Source organism: Lacrimispora sphenoides JCM 1415, assembly GCF_900105615.1.
GTDB lineage: Bacteria > Bacillota > Clostridia > Lachnospirales > Lachnospiraceae > Lacrimispora > Lacrimispora sphenoides.
Map to the genome: position 1 here is coordinate 1,815,416 of NZ_LT630003.1, position 22,039 is coordinate 1,837,454.

Annotated in this window: 24 protein-coding genes; 1 reads left to right on the forward strand and 23 read right to left on the reverse strand. The window is 44.8% G+C overall.

What is annotated here, in order from left to right; all coding sequences use genetic code 11:
* Window positions 1-14: 14 nt before the first annotated feature.
* The 11 genes from BMX69_RS08065 to BMX69_RS08115 all read right to left on the reverse strand — a co-directional run bounded on the left by BMX69_RS08065 (window position 15) and on the right by BMX69_RS08115 (window position 12,859).
* Entirely contained in the window at window positions 15-1,616 is a 1,602-nt protein-coding gene (locus BMX69_RS08065) for an MBL fold metallo-hydrolase RNA specificity domain-containing protein (RefSeq protein WP_100042076.1), read from the reverse strand.
* A 43-nt stretch (window positions 1,617-1,659) separates the two neighbouring features.
* Window positions 1,660-3,135, reverse strand: coding sequence for a stage IV sporulation protein A (spoIVA, locus tag BMX69_RS08070; RefSeq protein ID WP_100042077.1), 1,476 nt, complete (start codon window positions 3,133-3,135; stop codon window positions 1,660-1,662).
* A 192-nt stretch (window positions 3,136-3,327) separates the two neighbouring features.
* Complete coding sequence (locus BMX69_RS08075; protein ID WP_025233192.1) at window positions 3,328-4,038, reverse strand: ABC transporter ATP-binding protein; 711 nt, start codon at window positions 4,036-4,038, stop codon at window positions 3,328-3,330.
* Between the two features lie 13 nt (window positions 4,039-4,051).
* Complete coding sequence (locus BMX69_RS08080; protein ID WP_054790708.1) at window positions 4,052-4,810, reverse strand: ABC transporter ATP-binding protein; 759 nt, start codon at window positions 4,808-4,810, stop codon at window positions 4,052-4,054.
* A gap of 2 nt (window positions 4,811-4,812) precedes the next feature.
* Window positions 4,813-5,889: a branched-chain amino acid ABC transporter permease gene (locus tag BMX69_RS08085; protein ID WP_100042078.1), complete on the reverse strand. Its 1,077-nt coding sequence runs from the start codon at window positions 5,887-5,889 to the stop codon at window positions 4,813-4,815.
* Window positions 5,890-5,898: 9 nt separating this feature from the next.
* Window positions 5,899-6,780, reverse strand: coding sequence for a branched-chain amino acid ABC transporter permease (locus BMX69_RS08090; RefSeq protein ID WP_025233195.1), 882 nt, complete (start codon window positions 6,778-6,780; stop codon window positions 5,899-5,901).
* Window positions 6,781-6,880: 100 nt separating this feature from the next.
* Window positions 6,881-8,098: an ABC transporter substrate-binding protein gene (locus BMX69_RS08095; protein ID WP_100042079.1), complete on the reverse strand. Its 1,218-nt coding sequence runs from the start codon at window positions 8,096-8,098 to the stop codon at window positions 6,881-6,883.
* Window positions 8,099-8,350: 252 nt separating this feature from the next.
* The gene (locus BMX69_RS08100) at window positions 8,351-9,358 is read right to left on the reverse strand and encodes an NAD(P)H-dependent glycerol-3-phosphate dehydrogenase (RefSeq protein WP_092250000.1); all 1,008 of its coding nucleotides are present in this window, start codon (window positions 9,356-9,358) and stop codon (window positions 8,351-8,353) included.
* 15 nt (window positions 9,359-9,373) lie between these two features.
* Window positions 9,374-10,015: a glycerol-3-phosphate 1-O-acyltransferase PlsY gene (gene plsY / locus BMX69_RS08105; RefSeq protein WP_025233198.1), complete on the reverse strand. Its 642-nt coding sequence runs from the start codon at window positions 10,013-10,015 to the stop codon at window positions 9,374-9,376.
* A gap of 4 nt (window positions 10,016-10,019) precedes the next feature.
* Window positions 10,020-11,345 carry a ribosome biogenesis GTPase Der gene (gene der, locus BMX69_RS08110; protein WP_054790706.1) on the reverse strand — a complete coding sequence of 442 codons (1,326 nt, stop codon included), beginning with the start codon at window positions 11,343-11,345 and terminating at the stop codon, window positions 10,020-10,022.
* Between the two features lie 140 nt (window positions 11,346-11,485).
* Complete coding sequence (locus BMX69_RS08115) at window positions 11,486-12,859, reverse strand: DUF512 domain-containing protein (RefSeq protein ID WP_054790756.1); 1,374 nt, start codon at window positions 12,857-12,859, stop codon at window positions 11,486-11,488.
* A 201-nt stretch (window positions 12,860-13,060) separates the two neighbouring features.
* Here BMX69_RS08115 and BMX69_RS08120 point away from each other — a divergent pair, with 201 nt between their 5' ends.
* On the forward strand, window positions 13,061-14,239 hold the full coding sequence (locus BMX69_RS08120; protein ID WP_100042080.1) for a ribose-phosphate pyrophosphokinase: 1,179 nt from the start codon (window positions 13,061-13,063) through the stop codon (window positions 14,237-14,239).
* Window positions 14,240-14,363: 124 nt separating this feature from the next.
* On the opposite strand, the gene pgeF is transcribed toward BMX69_RS08120, so the two are convergent.
* The 12 genes from pgeF to ylxM form a co-directional block, all read right to left on the reverse strand.
* Window positions 14,364-15,230, reverse strand: coding sequence for a peptidoglycan editing factor PgeF (gene pgeF, locus BMX69_RS08125; protein ID WP_100042081.1), 867 nt, complete (start codon window positions 15,228-15,230; stop codon window positions 14,364-14,366).
* A 12-nt stretch (window positions 15,231-15,242) separates the two neighbouring features.
* Complete coding sequence (locus tag BMX69_RS08130) at window positions 15,243-15,587, reverse strand: YraN family protein (protein WP_054790705.1); 345 nt, start codon at window positions 15,585-15,587, stop codon at window positions 15,243-15,245.
* Window positions 15,584-16,234 (reverse strand): ribonuclease HII, encoded by a 651-nt coding sequence (locus tag BMX69_RS08135; protein WP_100042082.1) that lies wholly within the window; start codon window positions 16,232-16,234, stop codon window positions 15,584-15,586. The genes BMX69_RS08130 and BMX69_RS08135 overlap by 4 nt, the downstream gene beginning before the upstream one ends.
* 81 nt (window positions 16,235-16,315) lie before the next feature.
* Window positions 16,316-17,158, reverse strand: coding sequence for a ribosome biogenesis GTPase YlqF (ylqF, locus tag BMX69_RS08140; RefSeq protein ID WP_100042083.1), 843 nt, complete (start codon window positions 17,156-17,158; stop codon window positions 16,316-16,318).
* Between the two features lie 9 nt (window positions 17,159-17,167).
* A complete protein-coding gene (gene lepB, locus BMX69_RS08145) occupies window positions 17,168-17,719 on the reverse strand; it encodes a signal peptidase I (protein WP_025233206.1) in 552 nt (183 codons plus the stop codon).
* 108 nt (window positions 17,720-17,827) lie between these two features.
* Window positions 17,828-18,175, reverse strand: coding sequence for a 50S ribosomal protein L19 (rplS, locus tag BMX69_RS08150; RefSeq protein WP_025233207.1), 348 nt, complete (start codon window positions 18,173-18,175; stop codon window positions 17,828-17,830).
* Between the two features lie 139 nt (window positions 18,176-18,314).
* Complete coding sequence (gene trmD / locus BMX69_RS08155) at window positions 18,315-19,061, reverse strand: tRNA (guanosine(37)-N1)-methyltransferase TrmD (RefSeq protein ID WP_029701737.1); 747 nt, start codon at window positions 19,059-19,061, stop codon at window positions 18,315-18,317.
* Between the two features lie 22 nt (window positions 19,062-19,083).
* Window positions 19,084-19,593, reverse strand: a complete 510-nt coding sequence (gene rimM / locus BMX69_RS08160; RefSeq protein WP_025233208.1) for a ribosome maturation factor RimM — start codon at window positions 19,591-19,593, stop codon at window positions 19,084-19,086.
* 157 nt (window positions 19,594-19,750) lie between these two features.
* Window positions 19,751-19,978 carry a KH domain-containing protein gene (locus tag BMX69_RS08165; RefSeq protein ID WP_025233209.1) on the reverse strand — a complete coding sequence of 76 codons (228 nt, stop codon included), beginning with the start codon at window positions 19,976-19,978 and terminating at the stop codon, window positions 19,751-19,753.
* Window positions 19,979-19,993: 15 nt separating this feature from the next.
* The gene (gene rpsP / locus BMX69_RS08170) at window positions 19,994-20,236 is read right to left on the reverse strand and encodes a 30S ribosomal protein S16 (RefSeq protein WP_013272775.1); all 243 of its coding nucleotides are present in this window, start codon (window positions 20,234-20,236) and stop codon (window positions 19,994-19,996) included.
* Window positions 20,237-20,322: 86 nt separating this feature from the next.
* Entirely contained in the window at window positions 20,323-21,672 is a 1,350-nt protein-coding gene (gene ffh, locus BMX69_RS08175) for a signal recognition particle protein (RefSeq protein WP_025233210.1), read from the reverse strand.
* Between the two features lie 11 nt (window positions 21,673-21,683).
* The gene (gene ylxM / locus BMX69_RS08180) at window positions 21,684-22,034 is read right to left on the reverse strand and encodes a YlxM family DNA-binding protein (protein ID WP_025233211.1); all 351 of its coding nucleotides are present in this window, start codon (window positions 22,032-22,034) and stop codon (window positions 21,684-21,686) included.
* Between the last annotated feature and the right edge of the window lie 5 nt (window positions 22,035-22,039).

Consider the following 22,039-nt stretch of genomic DNA (forward strand, 5'->3'; position numbering starts at 1 on the left):
TTCTTTTGTTCTCCTTATCTATCCCATTTATCACATAAAGAATTAATTTGATCCGCAAATTTGGCAAGATCTTTATTGGCTCCGCCTTCGTTATGACGGATAACCTGCAAAAGCCTTTCGCCGGCAGCAAAAAGCCTTCCATAAACACCCACTGGTTTTTTTGAGATTTCCGGTCCTTTGACAACTGCAACGCCCTCTGTCTCATCCAGCCATCTCCCAAGGGAAAGATCATAAACAGAACCGGAGTGAGGGGCTTTAACCCTGTATCCGTAATCCTTCTCTAGGAGCTGCTCAAAGGAGCTGCAAACCAGATCATCACCGTGTACCAGAAATACTTGTCGCGGTTTTTCTTCAAAAGCGTTCAACCAGGCAATCAATCCTTCCATATCTGCGTGGGAACTCATTCCCTCCATCTGTTCTATATGGGCTTCCACCTGAATGGTTTCGCCAAACAGCCTTACTTCACTGCAGCCTTCGATCAGGCTCCTTCCCAAGGTTCCTATGGACTGGTATCCGGTGAAAACGATCGTACAAGACCGTCTCCATAAATTATGCTTTAAGTGATGGCGGATACGGCCTGCATCACACATGCCCGCCGCTGAAATGATCACTTTTGGTTTCGAATTAAAATTAATGTTCTTGGATTCTTCACTGGTAACCGACAGCTTTAAGCCTGGAAAGGATATGGGGTTGATGCCTTTCATGACCAGTTCCTTTGTTTCTTCATCATAGCAGTCTACCAGATTATCTTTAAAAATTTGGGTTGCTTCCACTGCCAAAGGGCTGTCGACATAAACCTCAAACCCATCATGACCGGTGACCAGCTTCTCTGCCTTGATTCGGCGGAACATATAAAGGAGCTCCTGGGTCCTTCCCACTGCAAATGCGGGTATTACCACGTTTCCACCACTGTCAAGGGTCTTTTGGACAATGCCTGCAAGAATGGAAACATGATCCGGTATCACACCGTGAAGCCGGTCTCCGTAGGTGCATTCCATAACCACATAATCCGCCTCTTTTATGTAGTGAGGGTCACGGATTAAGGGCTTGTTCTTATTGCCGATATCACCGGAAAATACGATTTTTTTAGAGATTTCGCCTTCTGTGATCCAGATTTCAACAGAGGCGGAACCAAGAAGATGGCCTACGTCTATAAAGCGGATAGTAAAGCCATCCTCCAGTTCCACCTTTTCGTTGTAATTGTAGGAATGAAACAGCTCCAATACGCCCATGGCATCATTGATTCCGTACAGGGGTTCTTCTTCCGGGAGGCCAGCCCGCCTGGCTTTTCTGTTCTTCCATTCTGTTTCAGACTCCTGAATATGGGCGCTGTCCTTCAGCATAATTCCGCAAAGGTCGGCGGTTGCCACGGTGGAGATCACCCGTCCCCGGAACCCTCTTGCATAGATAAAGGGAAGCATTCCTGCGTGATCGATATGGGCATGGGTCAAAAGAACATAATCAAGTTCCGCATAGCTGACTGGCAGATCCACATTTACAAATTTATCAATCCCCTGCTCCATACCGCAGTCCACAAGGATTTTAAAACCGGCAGCTTCCAGATAATGACAGCTCCCGGTTACCTCGCGGGCTGCGCCGATGAACATTAATTTCATAAAGCCCTCCTGTTGTACCTGTTTTTTGTATTATACCATTAATTTAGATAATAATGCAAATCATACCGCCATTACTATCGTTAATTATTTTTTGGAGGGTGTCCTGAAGTTTTATTTGACAGTCTTCCGTAAGCTGGGAAACTTTCTGCTGAATGCCGTCTTCCACGATCTGTTCAATGGATTTTCCAAAGATATTGGTGTTCCATATTCCGTCTTCGCTATCTCTTGCATTTTCTTTAATGTAAGCGATCAGATCTTCTGCCTGCTGTTCGCTTCCGACAATAGGAGCGATCTCTGTCTGGATATGGGCTTTGATTAAATTAATGGAAGGTGCTTCTGCCCGCATTTTTACTCCGTATTTATTACCGTGCTTAATGACTTCTGGTTCATCCAGAATAATTTCGGACCGTTCCGGAGTTACGATTCCATAACCTTTGAAACGAACCTGGCTCATGGCCTGATTGACCTTTTCGTATTCTGCCTTCATTTTTGCAAGCTCACTTAAGGTTTGCATCAACTGGTATTCACCCTCTATCGGAAGCCCTACATAGTCGCTTAAAATCTGATAATAATAACTGTCATCCACATCCATGACAACGGATACGCTGCCGTCGGCCATATTTAAGTTCTGGATCTTAATGGACCGGACGCTTTCTGTTGATCCGTCAAATAAGTCTGATGATACATCCTTCATGTGGGATACTTTTTTTACCATATCTTTTGCAGCCTGGATTACCTGGGCTTTCAGCCAGTGGGTGGCAGGGAGGATCTCAAGCCATTTGGGAATGAAGAAATCCATTTCTGTTACAGGGAATTCCTTTAATACCCGTTCAAGGATGTTATTTACGTCATCCTTCTTTAACTGTTCACAGTTAATGGGCATGACCGTTACCCCGTATTTCTGGCTTATATCCTTTGAAAGAGCCGCTGTTTCCTCAGAATACGGCCTTGCAGAATTGAGCAGAATAATAAATGGTTTCCCAAGGTTTTTTAATTCCTGTACGGTGCGCTCTTCTGCAGCTATGTAGTTGGGACGCTTCAGTTCGCCGATGGAACCGTCTGTGGTTATGACTACGCCAATGGTAGAATGGTCATTAATGACCTTTCTGGTTCCGATTTCTGCCGCTTTCGTAAAAGGGATCTCGTAATCAAACCAGGGTGTTTTCACAAGCCGCTCTTCATCATTTTCAATGTGGCCGGCAGCACCGTCTACCATAAAGCCTACACAGTCGATCAAGCGGACTTTTGTTTCGATCTCATCTCCCAAACGGATGGTTGCCGCTTCTTTGGGGATGAATTTTGGTTCTGTGGTCATGATGGTTTTTCCTGCCGCACTCTGGGGCAGTTCGTCCCTTGTCTGAGTTTTCTGGTGTTCATCCTCCATGCCCGGCAGAACCATTAATTCCATAAAACGCTTGATAAAAGTAGACTTTCCTGTTCTTACCGGCCCCACAACTCCAATGTAGATTTCTCCGTTGGTTCGGGCTTTGATATCATTGTATACGTTATAATTGTCCATAAAGATTCCCCCTTCTGTGCTGTTATACTATATGCATGGGAGAAAGGATTATTCCCTTTTATTTTTCACGCCGCTTCTCTTTTATCATCGCATTTGGACTGGTGAAAAAGGAATAAATTAAGGATGGCAAAGCAGCTTTTACACTTCATTTGCCATCCTTTAAAAATCTGGTATTCTGCGAAATCCACATGATTATTCGCTTAAATATGCCTTCTTTACCGAATCATTATTCATCAGTTCATGGGCATTGCCGCTTAACACTATGGCCCCTGTTTCCAGAACATAAGCGCGGTTTGCAATGGACAAAGCCTTTTTAGCGTTTTGCTCCACCAACAATACCGTTGTTCCTGACTTGTTTACTTCCTGAATAATATCAAAAATCTCATTCACGTAAATCGGGGAAAGGCCCATGGAGGGCTCATCAAGCACAATCACCTTTGGATGGCTCATCAGTGCTCGTCCCATGGCTAACATCTGCTGCTCTCCGCCGCTTAAAGTTCCCGCAGGCTGGTTCTTTCTCTCCAGAAGCCTTGGGAAACGTTTGTAGATCATCTGCAGGGTTTCTTCTATCTCATTCTTATCCCGTCTTGTATAAGCACCCAGCTTTAAATTTTCATAAACGCTCAAAGCTGCAAACACCCGCCGTCCTTCCGGTACATGAGCCATACCCATGCCCACAATTTTATCGCCCCGGATTCTTGTGATATCCTGGCCGTCAAACTGGATGGTACCGGAGGCCGCCTTTAAAAGGCCGGTTATGGTATGAAGGGTCGTGGTTTTTCCAGCGCCGTTGGCGCCGATCAGGGCTACGATCTCACCCTCGTTTACTTCAAAGGAAATATTCTTAAGCGCCTTGATGACGCCATAATATACTTCTAAGTCTTTTACTTCAAGTAGTGCCATTCCTTAAGCCTCCTTATTCTCCCAGATATGCCTTGATTACTTCCGGATCATTGAGCACATCCGCCGTTTTTCCCTGGGTAAGCACCTGGCCGAAATTCAGTACGGTCAGCCTTTCGCAAATGCCGGAAACAAGCTTCATATCGTGTTCAATGAGCAGAATGGTCATATCAAAATTATCCCGTACAAAGCGTATGGTATCCATAAGCTCTGTGGTTTCATTGGGATTCATACCGGCTGCCGGCTCATCCAAAAGCAAAAGCTTAGGACCTGTGGCAAGGGCACGGGCGATCTCCAGCTTCCTTTGTTTTCCGTATGGAAGGTTGGAAGCGAGGATATCCTTTTCTTCATCAAGGCCAAATACTTTTAAAAGCTCTATGGCCCGCTGATCCATCTCTTTTTCCACTTTAAAGTACTTAGGCAGGCGGAGAATTCCTGTGACCGTCCCATAGGAATAGGCGTTGTGAAGACCGGTCTTAACATTATCAAGAACCGTTAATTCCTTAAACAGACGGATATTCTGAAAGGTTCTTGCGATTCCGGCCCTGTTGATATCCACTGTCTTTTTCCCTGTTATGTTTTCTCCGTCCAAGAAAATAGTACCTGTATTGGGTTTATATACACCAGTTAAAAGGTTAAAGATCGTGGTTTTACCGGCTCCGTTTGGGCCGATAAGACCATAAAGCTGTCCTTTTTCAATGGTGATGCTGAAATTATCTACGGCGCGCAGTCCGCCAAAGGATATTCCAAGATTCTTGATTTCCAGTAAAGCCATGGTTATGCCCTCTCCTTTTCTGCCCTGTTCTTATGAAAATACCGTTTCCTGAGATCAATTAATTTAGGACTCCAGTTAAATATCATCATGACAATCAGGATGATGGCGTAAATCAGCATCCGGTAGGTATTTAAACCTCTCAAAAGCTCCGGAAGCAGAGTTAAGAGAACTGCAGCGATCATGGAACCACGGATATTACCGATTCCGCCGAGAACCACAAATACAAGAATCATGATGGACTGGTTATAGCCAAAATTCTTCTGTGTCGCAGTAAGTGCAGAAAGGTTATGGGAATACAGAACACCGGCCACGCCTGCCAGGGAGGCAGAAATGGTAAAGGCCATTAATTTGTATTTTGTAATGTTAATACCAATGGATTCCGCCGCAATGCGGTTATCGCGTACAGACATGATAGCCCGGCCGGATCTGGAATGAATTAAATTCAGAACGATTACCAGCGTAATCAAAATAAGGATAACTCCAATGGCAAAGTTGGAATTTTTAGGTGTTCCTGTAATTCCCTGGGCACCGTTTATGATGACTGTCCCCTCTTTTGCCATATTGAGAGCTCCTGCGTTTTTTAAGGAAAAGTGAAGCCCGTCAGCATCTTTTCCAATGTAAACCACGTTTATCACATTTTTAATGATTTCTCCAAATGCCAGGGTCACAATAGCCAGATAATCGCCCCGAAGCCTTAAAACCGGAATTCCAACCACAATACCAGCCAGCGCTGCCGAGAAAGCACCAATTAAAATTGCGAAAAAGAAACGGATTCCCGCGTTTGGAATGGTCTCCAGCATGGCAATGGAAAACAAGGCACTGGAAAAGGCTCCCACACACATGAAACCTGCATGACCCAGACTCAGTTCTCCAAGGATCCCTACGGTTAAGTTCAAGGATACTGCCATAATGGTATAAATGCACAGAGGCACCAAAAGGCCCTTCATCAGGTTGCTCACCTGGCCTGCGTTTACCAGAAGCTGTACGATAATATAGGCGGCGATCACCAGCCCAAAGGTTATTATATTGCTTTTTAATGTCTTATTCAGACGGAAATTTATCTTCATACTTTTTTCCATATCGTCCACCTATACTTTCTCGTTGATCTTCTTACCCAGGATTCCGGTTGGCTTTACAAGAAGAACGACAATAAGGACTCCAAATACGATGGCATCGGAAAGCTGGGAAGAAATATAAGCTTTGCTTAAGTTTTCAATCACACCCAGTAAGAGTCCGCCGATTAACGCTCCCGGAATGGAGCCGATCCCGCCAAATACGGCAGCCACGAATGCCTTAATGCCTGGCATGGAGCCTGTATAGGGGGTAAGAGTCGGATAAGCGGAACAAAGAAGCGCACCAGCCACAGCAGCCAGAGCAGAGCCAATGGCAAAAGTAAGGGCAATGGTTCCGTCCACATTAATTCCCATGAGCTGGGCGGCTCCCTTATCTTCCGACACGGCAAGCATGGCCTGTCCTGCTCTTGTCTTTCTGATAAACATCGTCAGACCGATCATAATGATGATACAGCTGATGATCGTGACAATGGTCTCACCGGAAATGATCAGCTTTCCCTGTGCAAGCTTAAGGGCCGGAACTGTTACGACAGAAGTAAAGGATTTCGGATTAGAACCAAAAACGAGCAGTGCGATGTTTTGGAGCAGGTAGCTCACACCGATTGCCGTGATCAGAACCGCAAGAGGGCTTGCCATACGGAGAGGACGGTAAGCGACCCCCTCAATGACAACACCAAGAACCGTGCATAGGATCACTGCAAGAAGTATGCCGGCAACCGGACCTAAGCCCATTGTGCTGACAACTGTGAACACCACGTATCCTCCGATCATAATTACATCGCCATGAGCAAAGTTAAGCATCTTGGCAATGCCATATACCATGGTATAACCCAAGGCAATGATCGCATAAACACTGCCCAGACTTAAGCCATTAATAAAATAGGATATGAAACTCATCATACCATCGCACCTCATTCGTTGTTTATTTTAAAAGAAGAGAGTCGTCCTCTGGACGACCCTCTATTGGGTCATTTACCAAATGAATGAAATTCAGTAATTACATCGCTGTGTAAACACCATTTACGATCTTAACTGCTTTTGGTGCCTTATCCGGTTCTCCGTCTTTGGACCACTTCATGTTCTCGCCTGTTAAGCCGTTTACAGAAACTTCTGTCATAGATGTCTTTAACGCGTCGCAGATTGCAGAAGCATCCATGTCTGCTGTAATTGCAGCCTTTTCAGCAGCAGCCTTGATGGCGTAAACCGCATCATAACCATCGGCAGCAAACTGGTTAGGTATTTCGCCGTACTTCCCTTTGAATGTAGTAACAAACTTCTGGGTAAGTTCATCCTTTGCATCAGCAGCAAATGGTGTCAGAAGCATTACGTTTTCAGCTAAGGAAGTATCAAAATTTTCTACGGTTAAGAGTCCGTCAAGTCCGTCACAGCCAAAGAACTGTGGCGCGTATCCCATCTGCTTTGCCTGTGCAAGGATTAAGGCAGCCTGGGAATAGTAAATCGGAAGGAATACAAGCTCAGCGCCTGAATCCTGTGCCTTCTGAAGCTGTACGGAGAAGTTGGTATTGTTGTCTGCGGTAAATGCCTCATCAGACACAATTTCAATTCCCTGGTTTGCTGCTTCAGAGAGGAATTTATCATGGATACCGGATGAATAAACATCGGAGCTGTCATAAATAATAGCGACCTTGGTAGCCAGTTTGTTCTCACCAATGTACTGTGCGGAAGCTGCTCCCTGGTTTGGATCAGAGAAGCATACACGGAACTGGTTGTCAAATTTAGCGCAGTCTACGGCTGAACCGGAAGGAGTGAGCTGGAAAATGTTATCATTACTGGATTCCGCACCTACTGCGATACAGGGAGCGGAGGTAACAGTACCGACTAACATCTGCATACCCCAATCCTTTAAGGTATTGTACGCATTTACTGCTTTTTCCGTATCGTTTTCATCATCCTGGAAGCTGTACTCAATCTGAGTCCCATTGATTCCGCCGTTAGCGTTAATCTCGTCAATGGCTAATTCCGCACCGCGCATAACAGCCTGTCCGTAAATCGCTGTGCTTCCAGTGATCGGTCCGATACCACCGATTTTAAAGGAACCTTCTCCAGAAGCCTTTGCTGCTTCTGAGGACTCTCCCGATGCCGCTTTTTCCCCGGCGGTGGTTTCTGAAGTCTTGCCGCTTCCGCAGGCAGTTAAAGATGCTGCCAAAGCAACTGCCATGACAAGGCTCAGTAACTTCTTCATAGATTTTTTCATAATCCATTCCTCCTCATAAAACGTTTTATATATACGTTTCGTTGGTAATATTTACTTGATAAAGGCAGGCAATGCACACCGGAATCCAGCAAATCTTCCGTTCGATGAGCCAGGGGCTGATCGAACTTCGTTGACGTATACATAGTCTTTATAATAAAATGGCTTTTAAAAAAAGTCAACTGATTTTAATTTAATTATAAAAAAATCGACATGTTTCTTTTTTCCTGCCTGCACATGAGGAATGTTTCTCCATTAATCCCACGGCAGATCAGAACTTTCAATGGTCTTATCCCTAAGCATTAAATCTTTAACAGCTTCGGAGGCTGGTTTATTATTAAATAAAACTGCATTTACCTGCTCCACAATCGGCATGGATACGCCGTATTTTTCCGACAGGGCCAGAGCGGCTTTGGCAGAATAAATACCTTCTACCACCATCTTCACTTCCTTTGTGGCTTCCTCCATGGTTTTTCCCTGGCCAATCAGGATTCCGGCTCTCCGGTTCCGGCTGTGCATACTTGCACAGGTTACGATCAGATCTCCGATTCCGGATAAGCCGCAAAAGGTCTGAAATTTACCGCCCATTTCCGTGCCAAGCCTTGATATTTCGGCAATGCCCCTTGTGATCAGAGCTGCTTTTGTGTTATCACCATAGCCAAGTCCATCTGCGATACCAGCAGCAAGGGCGATGACATTTTTGATGGAGCCTCCAAGCTCAATTCCCAGGATGTCAGGACTTGTGTAAACCCGGAAAACCTCACTCATAAAAATTCCCTGAATGTATTCTGCTGTCTTTCTGGTACGGGCACCTGCCACGCAGGTGGTGGGAAGGTTTTTGCTCACCTCTTCCGCATGACTTGGTCCGGAAAGGACTGCCACATCTGCCATGGGAAGCTCTTCTTCCAATATTTCGGAGAGGGTCATAAGAGAGGATTCTTCAATTCCCTTTGCAACGTTGACCACTACCTGGCCATATCTGCAAAATGAATTCATCTTTCTTGCCGTTGAACGGACATAAACGGAAGGAACTGCCGTAACAAGAAGATCCCTCCCTGTCATAGCTTCTTCTAAGTCTTCCGTAAAAGTCATATTCTCAGTCAGCACCAGATCCGGCAGGGTATGATGCCTGTGGGTCGATCTCATCTCCGAAATTTCCTCAGGAAGAGCAGACCAGACAGCCACCTCATGCCCATTATTATATAGAAGAGCTGCAAGCGCTATTCCCCAGCTCCCAGATCCGATCACTCCGATTTTAGCCATTTTCTTCACCTCATGTTATTTTTTTCCTGATCCAAAGGAAATTTTATTCTCTCTGCCGCGGACAAGGCGTCCGATATTTGCCCGGTGGCGCCAGAAAGCCTGACCGCTTATCAGTGCTGTCACTATGTAGAATTCAGGCAATAATCTTTGATCAAGACCATATGCGCCCATCATTCCAAAGAGGAACAGCCATATTAGAAAAATTGTTGCGACTACCAGAGAACCAAGAGAAACATATCTTGTAACAGCAACGATCAAAACAAATGCCACCAGGCATAAAAGCATCATTCTTAAATCAGTAGCTACAATCAGCCCGGCTGTGGCAGCAATGCCCTTGCCGCCTTTGAAATTAAGATAGAACGGGTAATTATGGCCCAGGATTACGCCAAAACCAGTATACAATATCAGAAGATAAATCATCTCCGGCTGGGACCGGAACAGGACACGGATCATTAAGCAAGGCAGCAATGACTTTAAGAAATCACCTAAAAAGACCACTGCTCCTGCCTTTGGCCCCATAACCCTTAGGGCGTTGGTCGTGCCGGAATTACCGCTTCCGTGGTTGCGGATGTCAATTTTATGAGCCTTTCCGTAAAAATAACCGGACTGTATGAGTCCGAATAAATAACCTGCAATAAGACAGATGATTCGCTCCATACGATTATTCCTTTCCGCTTCTTTCTCTGTATATAAACTTAAGGGAGGTTCCCCGGAAACCGAATGCTTCCCGGATCTTATTCTCTAAATACCTGGTATAGGAAAAGTGAGTCAATTCCTTATCGTTTACAAAGATTACAAAAGTCGGAGGCTTAACAGCAACCTGGGTGATATAATAGAGTCTTAATCGTTTGCCCTTATCGGACGGGGGCTGCTGAAGGGCCACGGCTTCTGACATGATTTCATTTAGAACTCCAGTGGCTACCCGAAGAGTCTGGTTCTCCCGAACCATATCAATCACCTCGAACATTTTATTCATCCTTTGACCGGTTTTTGCAGAGATAAATAAGTATTCTGCATAAGGCATAAAGGATAAAGTATTCTTGATCTTGTTTGTATATTCATAGATGGTCTTATCGTTCTTTTCAATGGCATCCCATTTGTTGACTGCAACAACGATGCCCTTTCCACGCTCATGGGCAATACCCGCAATTTTTGCATCCTGTTCGGTTACGCCTTCTTCCGCGTCAATGACCACTACCACCACATCGGCCCGTTCAACTGCCGTAACGGTACGGATGATGCTGTAGCGCTCCAGTTCCTCTTTGATCTTACTCTTCCGTCTCAGACCTGCCGTATCAATGAACACATATTCCGTGCCATTATGAACGATCTCCGTATCCACCGCATCCCTGGTAGTACCTGCAATATTGGAAACAATGACCCGGTTTTCTCCCAGGAGCTGATTTATAATAGAAGATTTGCCGACGTTTGGCTTTCCTACAATTGCAATTCTCGGCCTGTCATCCTCTTCTTCCTCTGTATCAAAGGTGCTAAAATGCTTTGCCACCTCATCAAGAAGCTCTCCAAGGCCCAGTCTGGAAGCAGCAGAAACAGGGACCGGATCCCCGATTCCTAAGTTATAGAACTCATATACATCATTCCCGAACTTCTGGAAGCTGTCCACTTTATTGACAGCAAGAACGATGGGCTTTTTGGATTTACGAAGCATGTCAGCGACCTTGGAATCAGAGTCCACAAGTCCCTGACGTACATCCACGATAAAAATGATGACATCTGCGGTGGCAATGGCGATCTCCGCCTGTTCCCTCATCTGGGACAGGATGATGTCGCTGCTGTCCGGCTCAATACCCCCTGTATCAATCAGGGTAAAATTCATATCCAGCCAGGTACAGTCTGCATAGATCCGGTCCCTGGTAACGCCTGGTGTGTCCTTTACAATAGAAATGGTGTCACCGGCTAAAACATTAAACAACGTAGACTTTCCCACATTGGGGCGGCCTACGATGGCAACTACTGGTTTACTCATATGTTATTTCCTTTCTCTATTCCGCCCATGCATTTGGTACATAAAGGTATGCCCGCATGGTGTTTCTTCCTCTCGACCACGTTTTCCGCGCATTAAGGGATACCCGAAGGGTATTTCCCCTTTTCTGCCGGATGTTCCGGTTATGAGGGTATACCCGTAAGGTTGTTTAATTCATACCCTTCATAAGAAGCTTCATTCTCTTCTACCGGCATAAGAACTGCCTGTACAAAATCCTGACCGCTTGATTTTACAATATCTACCTGTACTTGTAAAGCATTTTGTACATCCTGACGGGTCAGGTCATCAAGAAATACCTCTTCTCCGCTTCGGAACATGCATTCCGGAAGCAACAACCGTCTGCCCAGTGCCTGTCCCTTAAGCTGTCCGATTAAATCCTGGCCGGTGATTAGGCCTGCCACTGTGATTTGCTCCCCGAAAAAGTCATTGGTAATAGGGTAAACGTGAATGATCCGCCCGGGAAATTTTTCCTGTACCAGTTTTGCATGTCTACCAATATAAGGGGCGGCAAGCCTGCCTGTTGCGATTGAGATCTCTTCAGACTTATGGTCATCTTCCAAAGTTTCCAGAGCGGCCCTAATCTCCTCATCCAAAAGCCTCAGCATGCCTACGCCGTTTTCCAGCTGAATATATCCGTCGTAACGGCTCTCTTCCGGAAAAGGCAGCCCTGCCAGGATATAAAGCTCGTCACTGGCATGAATGAAATGGGTTCCATGGGTTTTATAAAGCTTATTCTGCCATCGTCCGATGATCTCCACGATCTCTTTTGCATCCTCAGCCGTAAAGGGCTGTAAAGGATAAAGACCATCCCGGTATTTTGACATTCCAACAGGGACAGCGGATACGCTCTCCATATATGGGAGGTATTCTGATAAATCCTCTATGGTCCTCTCCAGCTCCTTTCCGTCATTGACGCCCTTGCACAGCACAATCTGTCCGTTCATGGGAATCCCTGCCTCATACAGCCTCCTGATTTTATCCAGAGCTTGGCCTGCAAACCGGTTGTGAAGCATCTCGCACCTTAAAGCAGGATTGGTGGTGTGAACGGAAATGTTGATCGGTGCCAGTTTAAACTTTATGATTCGGTCAATGTCATGATCGCTCATGTTAGTCAGTGTCACGTAGTTTCCCTGTAAAAAGGAAAGCCTGGAATCGTCATCCTTAAAATACAGGGTCTCTCTCATTCCAGGGGGCATCTGGTCTATAAAGCAGAAAATGCATTTATTCCGGCAGGATCTGTATTCACTCATGAGTCCGTTTTCAAAAGTAATCCCCAGATCCTCGTATTGGTTTTCTATTTCCAGTTCCCATTCTTCCCCGTCTTTCTTTTTCACGGTCATGAGAATGGACTCGCTGTTAATGTAATACTCATAATCAAAAATGTCTTCCAGTTCATGACCATCTATGGACAGGACCGTATCCCCTGGCTCCAGTTCCAGCTGATCTGCTATGGAGCCGGAATCAACTTCTTTTATGATATGTCCTCTTTTGCTCATCTTAATTTTACCTTTCTGTAGCTGTCCCATATATCATAACAAGATTGTCACTCTTTGTAAAGGAAGCCTTTTTTGTTTTTTTCCTGGAAATACGACCGAAGCTATTGACGCATTCTGTCATTCAATGGTATAAAAGGGTGTAAGATTAAAAGCAGGCAGTCTTACGACTGGCTGTTGATTTATTATGGAGGAATCTTTGTCATGGCAAATGATTATGTATTTAACGACCAGCTACCTGTTGCTCCCTTAAAGATTGCAGCGCTGGAAAGCTGCCGGGAATTGGCCGGGAAAGTAAACGACCACATCGTAGGTTTCCGCAGAAATGATATCCAGGAGCTTATACGCCGAAAAGCTGATCTTCACTATCGCGGATATGATGTGGACTCCTATCTTCTCAAATGCGAATGCCCACGTTTTGGAAGCGGAGAAGCAAAAGGCATTATCAGGGAATCTGTCCGGGGCACGGACGTATTTGTGATGGCAGACGTCACCAATAACAGCATAACCTATACCGTCAATGGTTATACCAACCACATGTCTCCTGATGATCATTTTCAGGATTTAAAAAGAATCATTGGCGCCTGCAGCGCAACAGCCCATAGGGTAAGTGTTATTATGCCGTTTTTATATGAGAGCCGCCAGCATAAGAGAACCAAAAGGGAATCTTTAGACTGCGCCATGGCTTTGGAAGAACTGGTTCACATGGGAGTCAGCAACATCATTACCTTTGACGCCCACGATCCCAGGGTCCAAAATGCCATCCCGTTAAATGGATTTGACAATTTCATGCCCACTTACCAGTTTGTCAAGGCAGTATTGAGGAAGTGTCCGGATTTAAAGATTGATAAAGAGCATTTAATGGTAATCAGTCCGGATGAGGGTGCCATGGACCGTGCCGTATACCTTGCAAACAACTTAAGCGTGGACATGGGTATGTTTTATAAGAGACGGGATTACTCCAAAGTGATCGATGGGCGGAACCCTATTGTCGCCCATGAATTCTTAGGTGCCTCCGTGGAAGGTAAGACAGTGTTAATCGTAGACGATATGATCTCCTCCGGGGAGAGCATGCTGGATACGGCAAAGGAATTAAAAGAGCGGAAAGCAGATAAAGTGATCGTTTGCTGTACCTTTGGCCTATTCACCAACGGACTGGCTAAATTTGACGAATATTACAGCCGTGGCTACATAGACTGTGTCGTTACTACAAATTTAAATTACCGTCCCGTGGAATTGCTGGGAAGGGAATGGTATGTAGAAGCAGACATCAGCAAATACATTGCGGCAATTGTAAATTCTTTAAATCATGATGTACCCATAAGTACTGCTCTTTCTTCTACAGAGAAGATCCAGAATTTGTTAAAAAAATATCGGGCGTAAAAATATGCCCTGCCCCTGCAAACGCAAAAGGGTTCCTCTTCGTTTTAACAAAAAAGTGAGATGCTGCTATTTTGCAGCATCTCACTTTTTTTGAACGAATGAATTATAAACGTCAAGCGTATTTTTATCCATTGTTTTTTTCAACAATCCCTAAAAATGCCGCCAGATTCCCTCTCTCATTCCCGGTCGTCCGGTGGGAAAATAAAAAATCCGAATTACAATGGGTGCAGATATCCGTAACCTGGATGTTTTCCTGCTTTATCCCTGATTCCAGCAGTACAATTTCATTCGCCCGCCAAAGATCCAGCATATATTTTCCATCTTTCTTTTCAGATAATATATCGCCCCAATACTTCTTATCGAACCCTTTCATAAACTCCTGAGCCACTTCGCCTCCCACCTCATAACATTCTTTGCAGATGCTGGGGCCGATGCAGGCAATCACATCCTCTGCCTTCGTTCCAAAGGCTTCCTCCATTTTTTTGACCGTAACTTCCCCCATGCGTTTCACGGTTCCCCTCCAGCCGGAGTGGCTAAGCCCTATGGCCTGATGGATAGGATCCAGAAAATAAAGGGGCACGCAATCTGCGTAAAAGGTAACCAGGGTAATTCCAGGAATATTGGTGATCAATCCATCCACATCTTCATAATCCCGTTCCTTTACGATTCCTTTCCCCGCATCCTTTTCCGTTACCAGACGGACATTGGTTGTATGGGTCTGAAAGGACAAAACCATCCGCTCCATATCAACTCCCAGGGCATTTCCCATCCTACGGTAGTTTTCCATAACATGGTACCGATTATCTCCCCGGGTAAATGTAAAATTCATCGTAGCATACTTTCCCTGGCTTACGCCTCCCAGTTTCGTTGAAAATCCCTGCTTCACTAACCCAGTTCTTTCTAAAATAGGAAAGGACAAATAAGGTACCTTTTCCACTGTCTTATAATCCATTCCAATAACACTAGCTTTACGCTTCCACATATTTTCCATCACACCCTTTGTTTAAAATGCGTCTTTAATCAGCCGGATTTCCTGTCCAAGGATTGCCACCACATCAAACCGGCAGGGAATGTCCTCTCCCAGATGGCACCGGTACAAATATCTTTTGGCAGCATCCCTTATTTTCCTCTGCTTCGAAACATGGACTGCTTCCGCCGGATCTCCTTTTTCCAGATTCCGCCGGTACTTTACCTCAATAAAGACGAGTTCCTTTCCATCCTTTGCGATAATATCAATTTCTCCCTTACGGTCTCCAAAATTCCGTTCTAATATAACATATCCTTTACTTTCCAGATATGCGGCAGCCGCATCTTCAAACGCACTTCCAATCTCCCGATTGTTCTTCAAATACAACCTCCTACGAAATTCTTAATAAAGCTGCGTCTATGTATGGGACAGGGACCAAATTCCTTTAAGGCATGAATATGAGCGGCCGTTCCATATCCCTTATGCTTTGCAAAACCATATTCAGGAAATAATTTATCATATTCTTCCATCATATGATCCCTGGTCACTTTTGCCATAATGCTTGCAGCGGCAATTGATACGCTCTTTGAATCTCCCTTGACAATAGGAACCTGGGAAGCGGTGACTCCCGGGATTGTAACCGCATCATTTAATAAGACTTCCGGTTCTGCTCCCAATTTTGCTATGGCAAGCCTCATCGCTTCATAAGTAGCCTGCAGGATATTTATTTCATCGATCCGGTCTGCTCCGACCACTCCAACTGCAAAAGCGGAGGCTTTTTCCTGGATCTCTTCAAAAAGGGCTTCCCGCCGTTTCTCTGACAGCTTTTTTGAATCATTTAAAAAAAGAATTTCGCAAGCCCTGGGCAGAATCACCGCACCTGCTACCACAGGTCCTGCCAGAGGTCCGCGTCCAGCCTCATCGATTCCGCAGACCAGGATATGATCCTCATACTGGCGTTCAAACTCTTTCATTATCTCCAGGCGATCCTGTTCCGCCTGAAGCTTTTCTTCTGTTAATTTTCTCATTTCTTTAAGCTCCCATTTTTTGATTGAAAAACAGGGTCTTGCTCTTTTTCCAAAAAGCAAAACCCTTTCATTTAATTCTGGTTATTGCGCAGGAAGTTCCAGAGTCATACGACCCAGCTTTCCGCTTCTGAAATCGTCGATCAAAAGATTCGAAGCCTTTACCAGGTCCAATTCACCGCCTTTTGCAAGACAGGCCCTGGCCTGTGCCACCTGCATTAATGCCTCCAGGGCATCTTCTGTTTCTATTCCATATCTTTCAGAAAGAACTCTGGGATATTTTTTTGTCAGGAAACGGATGAGTTCCATTGCCAGTTCATCCTTATTCAATATCTCATCATTGACAGATCCAATGAGAGCAAGCCTGATTCCCACCTGCTGATCCTCAAATTTCGGCCACAAAATACCGGGGGTATCAAGAAGCTCTAGGCTCTTATTAAGCCTGATCCACTGATTCCCTTTCGTCACTCCCGGTCTGTTTCCTGTTTTTGTGCATGCTTTTCCCGCAAAGGAATTGATAAAGGTAGACTTTCCCACATTGGGAATTCCCACCACCATAGCTCTCACCGGACGGTTTAAAATTCCTCTTCTGCGGTCACGTTCTATTTTCTCCTTGCATGCCTCCTGAACAACACCGTTAATCTGCTTTAATCCTGCCCCGCTCTTGGAATTCACCTTTACAACGTAGCAGCCCTTGGCTTCAAAATATGACTCCCAGGCACTGTTGCAGCGTTCATCCGAAAGATCGGATTTATTAAGCAGAACGATACGTGCCTTTCCGGCTCCTAATTCATCAATATCAGGATTCCGGCTGCTTAAGGGTACTCTCGCGTCCACCAGTTCTATTATCAAATCAATTAATTTGATATCTTCCTTCATAGCCCTTTTGGCTTTGGTCATATGACCTGGATACCATTGTATATTCATAACATTCCTCTACTTTGAACGAATTAGTTCCATTTTTATAAAAGGCATCATCCGGAACCATACCTTGCCCTGGATCTGGCCTCTGCTTACATTTCCGATATTTGCAAAACGGCTGTCCTCGCTGCTGTCTCTGTTATCACCCAGCAGAAAATATTCATCACTCCCAAGCTTGACCGGCTTTTCCGCGAGCCCGGCAAGTGAAATACGGCCAGAGCCGGACGGCTCTTTCAGCTTTTCGCCGTCAACAAAGATTTCATCGTTTTTTATCTGCACGGTTTCCCCTGGCAGGCCGATGACCCTCTTTACATTCATTTTCTGATCTTCTCTTTGAAATACCACAACATCAAACCGATCCGGGTTTCCAAAATCATAAGCCAGCCGGTCCATTAAAACCACATCATCCGAAGCGAGAAGAGGAAGCATGGAGTGCCCTGCAATCACGATCTGTGTTCCATAAGCATAGACCAGAAACCATGCTAAGGCAATCACTACTACAATATCAACGACCCAGTTGACGATCTGCCGGAGTTTATTATTATCTTCACTGTGATAAAAATCCATGTATGAAACCCCCCATCTATTATAAGGAAGTTCGCTTCGCTTATCTTCATTAAGTAACTCATGTCAAGAAAGGGACAATTTGCATTGTCCCCCTCACCTGATCCGGAATTATTTAACTGATTCTTTGACCTTAGCAGCCTTACCAACTCTGTCTCTTAAGTAGTAAAGTTTTGCTCTTCTTACTTTACCTCTTCTTACAACTTCAATGTTGTCTACAGAAGGGGAATGTAATGGCCAGGTCTTTTCAACGCCGATGCCGTTAGAATTCTTTCTTACGGTAAATGTCTCTCTGGCGCCGCCGTTCTGTCTTTTAATAACGGTTCCTTCAAAAATCTGGATTCTTTCGCGGGCACCCTCTTTGATCTTGTTGTATACCTTAACGGTATCGCCAACGTTGAACTGAGGAACTTCCTGCTTTAACTGTGCTGCTTCAATATTCTTAATAATTTCGTTCATTGTGTGAACCTCCTTGATATTATTTGATGTTCTTAATACTTCATTTTCAAATCCGTAACAGAGGACCATCGCCTTTTCATCACAACGTTTTTCATTTTATCATAAAGAAACTTGGATTGCAAGTCCTTTCTTCCTTAAATTATTCCCGTTTTTCCTGCTCATTTTCAAGCTTTTTTAAATATTCTGCTTCTTTTTTAGACAGGCTGGCATCCGCCAAAAGATCCGGCCTGCGTTCCAGGGTCCGTTTAATGGATTGTTCCCTTCTCCAGGTATCAATATTTTTATGATGACCGGATAAAAGGATATCAGGAACCCGGAGTCCCCTATACTCTTCCGGCCTGGTATACTGGGGATATTCCAGAAGATTGTCGTGGAAGGATTCAAATTCTGCAGAGGTATCGTTGTTTAAAACCCCTGGGATCAGCCGGGAAATGCAGTCAATCATAACCATGGCCGGAAGCTCTCCTCCTGTAAGCACATAGTCACCGATGGAAAGATAATCCGTGGCAACAAGTTCCAAAGCTCTCTCATCAATTCCTTCATAATGGCCGCACAGGAAAACAAGGTCTTCTTCCTTTGCCAGTTCCTCCGCAATTCTCTGGTTAAAAACCCTCCCCTGGGGAGTCATGTAGATAACCCGGGGCTTTTTCCCAATCTTCTCACACAAATCATCATAGGCCTCGCAAATAGGCATCGGCTGCATGACCATTCCGGCTCCGCCTCCATAGGGATAATCATCCACATGGCGGTGCTTGTCCGTTGAATATTCCCGGATATCTATAGCTTCAATAGAGAGCAGGCCCTTTTCCGCCGCTCTCCCGATAATGCTGGTGTGGAGGCCGTTTAGGACCATCTCAGGAAACAGGGTTAGTATGTGATAATTCATTGTCTATTTCCACTCCTCTATCTTAATCCAGAAGTCCATCCATGATGTGAACGGTAACAGTTCCTTCTGTTAAATCCACATTTAACACGCATTCCTTGATTGCCGGAAGCAGGACTTCCTTCCCTTCTGCCGTCTTTACTTCATAGACATCATTGGCTCCGGTCTTGATCACATCGGTAAGGGTTCCAAACTCTTCTCCATCCTCAGTGACTACGCGAAGTCCAATTAAGTCAACAATGAAATTTTCATCCGGTCCCAGCTCTACCGCCTGGTCCCTGGTTATAAGCAGATCTTTTCCTTTATATTTTTCAATGTCATCAATGGAATCATATCCTTTAAACTTAAGGATCACCATATTCTTAAAAAACTTTACTCCCTGGATTTCCAGATCCATATGCTCCCGGCCTGTATCCAGAATTACATTCTTTAGACTTTTAAAACGATTTACATCGTCTGTGGTTGGATAAACCTTCACTTCTCCTCTCACCCCGTGAGTGGATGAAATTACGCCAACTCTTAACAAATTATCCATCTGTCTCTCCATATTATGCAAAGGAAATCTGCTTCCCTTTGCTCATCGAACCATATCAAAGAAACCGGATATCACTATCCGGCTTATTTTAAGCATTTGCACAAAGAAAATAATACCAAAAGGACCGTCGTCCCGACAGGCCGGCGGTCTTTTACGGTTACTGGATTTCTACAGTAACCTTTTTGTCTTCTTTGGAAGCTGCTGCTTTTACAACAGAGCGGATAGCTTTAGCGATCCTGCCCTGCTTGCCAATTACCTTACCCATGTCGGAAGGTGCAACCGTAAGTTCAAGGATTATCTCATCGTCTTTAACGGTTTCAGTAACAACAACCTGATCCGGGTTATCAACCAGTGCTCTTGCAATTACTTCTACTAATTCCTTCATATGCTTCACCTCTCACTACTGGATACCGGCGATCTTTAAAAGCTTGCTTACAACTTCAGTTGGCTGAGCACCTGCAGTTAACCACTTCTTTGCGTTCTCTTCGTTAAACTTGATTACGCTTGGTTCTGTGGTAGGATCATAGTAACCAACCTCTTCGATGAATCTGCCATCTCTTGGAGATCTGGAATCTGCAACTACAATTCTATAGAAAGGAGCCTTTTTCTGACCCATTCTTTTTAATCTCATTTTTACTGCCATTTTGAAATTCACCTCCTTAAATCTTGGATTCTGAAACTAATTTATAGCGAACGCAGAAATCTGCTTTGCTAACGTAAAAGAATAAACTAAAACGGTAACTTCATCTTGCCGAACAAACCGCCGTGACGCTTTCCGCCGCCCATCATGCCGGGAAGCTGTTTCATCATCTTCTTCATCTGATCAAACTGCTTGACTATGCGGTTTACTTCTGTGATATCCACGCCCGCACCCTTTGCTACACGCTGCTTTCTGGAAGCATTTTTCATAAGCTCAGGATTCAGCCGTTCTTTATTTGTCATGGAAAGGATGATCGCTTCCACCCGGTCCATGGCTTTTTCATCAAAATCCATATCCTTCATCTGGCCCATACCTGGCATCATGCTTAATATGCTTGCCATGCCGCCCATTTTCTTTACCTGGTTCATCTGGTCCAGAAAGTCATTGTAATCAAATTCTGCCTTACGGAGCTTTTGAGACAACTCTTTTGCTTTCTCTTCATCAACCTGGGTTTCGGCCTTTTCAATAAGGGAAAGGATATCGCCCATACCAAGAATTCTGGAAGCCATACGGTCCGGATAAAACTGCTCCAAATCGGAAAGTTTTTCTCCCATACCTACATAAAGAACCGGTTTACCGGTTACTGCACGGATCGAGAGGGCTGCACCGCCCCTTGTATCACCGTCCAGCTTGGTAATGATAACGCCGTCAATGCCAATTTTGTCATTGAACATTCCTGCTACATTTACCGCATCTTGTCCTGTCATGGCATCCACTACTAATATCGTCTGATGAACATCTACCGCATCTTTAATTTCAATCAGCTCGTTCATCATGTCTTCATCAATATGAAGACGGCCTGCCGTATCCAGAATGATCACATTCTGGTCATTCTTTGCCGCATAAGCAACAGCGGCCTTAGCAATATCTGCCGGTTTATGGTTTTCTCCCATGGAGAAAACGGGAACGCCCTGCTTTTCCCCGTTGATCTGCAGCTGCTTGATGGCAGCCGGACGGTAAACGTCACAAGCAACGAGAAGCGGCTTTCTGCCCTTTGCCTTAAGCTTTCCGGCAATTTTGGCAGTGGTTGTCGTTTTACCGGCACCCTGAAGACCTGCCATCAGGATGATGGTCATATCGCTGGCAGGCTTTAACGAAATTTCAGTCGTCTCAGATCCCATCAGCTTTACCAGTTCTTCATTTACAATCTTTATTACCATCTGTCCGGGAGTCAGACTATTCTGGACATCCTGTCCAATTGCCCGCTCCTGTACAGCGCTTATAAACTGTTTAACAACCTTAAAGCTTACATCGGCTTCCAGTAAAGCCATCTTCACTTCTTTAAGGGCTGTTTTCACATCGGCTTCGGACAAACGTCCTTTGCCTCTTAAGCTCTTAAATACATTCTGTAATTTATCGGATAAGCTCTCAAAAGCCATCTAACGCCCTCCTAATGAGCTTCCAGCTCGATGATTTCGCCCGATATCTCCTCAATGCGATGGATCAGATTCATATCGTTCGTACCGGCAAACTCTTTTGTCAAACTCTGGATCTCTCTGGCCAGTTTTTTTGTCTGCTCAAACTTTTTTACCAGATGAAGTTTTTCTTCATAATCTTCCAGGATCTTATTGCACCGTTTAATGAGGTCATGGACACCCTGACGGCTGATTCCCTGTTCTTCTGCTATCTCACTTAAAGAAAGGTCGTAAAAAACCACATCTTCGTAGATATGCCTCTGATGCTCTGTTAAAAGAGCGCCGTAGAAATCATATAATAAGACCTGTCTTGCAATCCTCTCCATATCAT

Excerpts from the sequence above, each read along its gene's own strand:
- BMX69_RS08065 (WP_100042076.1), bottom strand. The coding sequence starts at position 1,616 with ATGAAATTAATGTTCATCGGCGCAGCCCGCGAGGTAACCGGGAGCTGT.
- spoIVA (WP_100042077.1), bottom strand. The coding sequence starts at position 3,135 with ATGGACAATTATAACGTATACAATGATATCAAAGCCCGAACCAACGGA.
- BMX69_RS08075 (WP_025233192.1), bottom strand. The coding sequence starts at position 4,038 with ATGGCACTACTTGAAGTAAAAGACTTAGAAGTATATTATGGCGTCATC.
- BMX69_RS08080 (WP_054790708.1), bottom strand. The coding sequence starts at position 4,810 with ATGGCTTTACTGGAAATCAAGAATCTTGGAATATCCTTTGGCGGACTG.
- BMX69_RS08085 (WP_100042078.1), bottom strand. The coding sequence starts at position 5,889 with ATGGAAAAAAGTATGAAGATAAATTTCCGTCTGAATAAGACATTAAAA.
- BMX69_RS08090 (WP_025233195.1), bottom strand. The coding sequence starts at position 6,780 with ATGAGTTTCATATCCTATTTTATTAATGGCTTAAGTCTGGGCAGTGTT.
- BMX69_RS08095 (WP_100042079.1), bottom strand. The coding sequence starts at position 8,098 with ATGAAAAAATCTATGAAGAAGTTACTGAGCCTTGTCATGGCAGTTGCT.
- BMX69_RS08100 (WP_092250000.1), bottom strand. The coding sequence starts at position 9,358 with ATGGCTAAAATCGGAGTGATCGGATCTGGGAGCTGGGGAATAGCGCTT.
- plsY (WP_025233198.1), bottom strand. The coding sequence starts at position 10,015 with ATGGAGCGAATCATCTGTCTTATTGCAGGTTATTTATTCGGACTCATA.
- der (WP_054790706.1), bottom strand. The coding sequence starts at position 11,345 with ATGAGTAAACCAGTAGTTGCCATCGTAGGCCGCCCCAATGTGGGAAAG.
- BMX69_RS08115 (WP_054790756.1), bottom strand. The coding sequence starts at position 12,859 with ATGAGCAAAAGAGGACATATCATAAAAGAAGTTGATTCCGGCTCCATA.
- BMX69_RS08120 (WP_100042080.1), top strand. The coding sequence starts at position 13,061 with ATGGCAAATGATTATGTATTTAACGACCAGCTACCTGTTGCTCCCTTA.
- pgeF (WP_100042081.1), bottom strand. The coding sequence starts at position 15,230 with ATGGAAAATATGTGGAAGCGTAAAGCTAGTGTTATTGGAATGGATTAT.
- BMX69_RS08135 (WP_100042082.1), bottom strand. The coding sequence starts at position 16,234 with ATGAGAAAATTAACAGAAGAAAAGCTTCAGGCGGAACAGGATCGCCTG.
- ylqF (WP_100042083.1), bottom strand. The coding sequence starts at position 17,158 with ATGAATATACAATGGTATCCAGGTCATATGACCAAAGCCAAAAGGGCT.
- lepB (WP_025233206.1), bottom strand. The coding sequence starts at position 17,719 with ATGGATTTTTATCACAGTGAAGATAATAATAAACTCCGGCAGATCGTC.
- rplS (WP_025233207.1), bottom strand. The coding sequence starts at position 18,175 with ATGAACGAAATTATTAAGAATATTGAAGCAGCACAGTTAAAGCAGGAA.
- trmD (WP_029701737.1), bottom strand. The coding sequence starts at position 19,061 with ATGAATTATCACATACTAACCCTGTTTCCTGAGATGGTCCTAAACGGC.
- rimM (WP_025233208.1), bottom strand. The coding sequence starts at position 19,593 with ATGGATAATTTGTTAAGAGTTGGCGTAATTTCATCCACTCACGGGGTG.
- BMX69_RS08165 (WP_025233209.1), bottom strand. The coding sequence starts at position 19,978 with ATGAAGGAATTAGTAGAAGTAATTGCAAGAGCACTGGTTGATAACCCG.
- rpsP (WP_013272775.1), bottom strand. The coding sequence starts at position 20,236 with ATGGCAGTAAAAATGAGATTAAAAAGAATGGGTCAGAAAAAGGCTCCT.
- ffh (WP_025233210.1), bottom strand. The coding sequence starts at position 21,672 with ATGGCTTTTGAGAGCTTATCCGATAAATTACAGAATGTATTTAAGAGC.
- ylxM (WP_025233211.1), bottom strand. The coding sequence starts at position 22,034 with ATGGAGAGGATTGCAAGACAGGTCTTATTATATGATTTCTACGGCGCT.